A 462-nucleotide genomic window follows, 5' to 3' on the forward strand; every position below is an offset into this window, starting at 1 on the left:
CGGCCAGCTTCCTTGGCGGCGGTGCGGCGATCGGTGCGCAAGGCGTGTTCGTGGCGCCGACCTATGTGATCCAGGGCGCCAGCTACAACAACGTCGGTGCGGCACTGACGGCGTTGGACAGCAAGGTGAGCGAACTGGATGCACGAGGTGGCGCGGCACCAGCTGCATCACGTGCATCTGTCGCACGCCTGGCAACAGCGCGCACTGCACGGGTTGACGCAACAGCCGATGGCTTGCAGTCGGCAGCGCTGGCAACCGACGCAACAGCCGACAGCGCCCTGTCGTCTGCAGCGACGGCCACTGCAATTGGGCTTTCCGCAAGCACTGCGGTCCAAGGCACGCCCACCGCCGCAATGGACGGCAGCATCACGCCGGCGGCCACGTCCACGGCAGTCGGTACGGCAGCAGTGGCCAACCACATCACCGGCACGGCGATTGGCGGCAGCGCGTATGCGCATGGCC

At 67.5% G+C, this 462-nt stretch carries 1 pseudogene; it reads left to right on the forward strand.

What is annotated here, in order from left to right:
* Window positions 1-462, forward strand: a pseudogene (locus F7R02_RS25890) (adhesin); the annotation flags it as partial.

This window comes from Xanthomonas cissicola (genome assembly GCF_008801575.1).
Lineage (GTDB): Bacteria > Pseudomonadota > Gammaproteobacteria > Xanthomonadales > Xanthomonadaceae > Xanthomonas > Xanthomonas cissicola.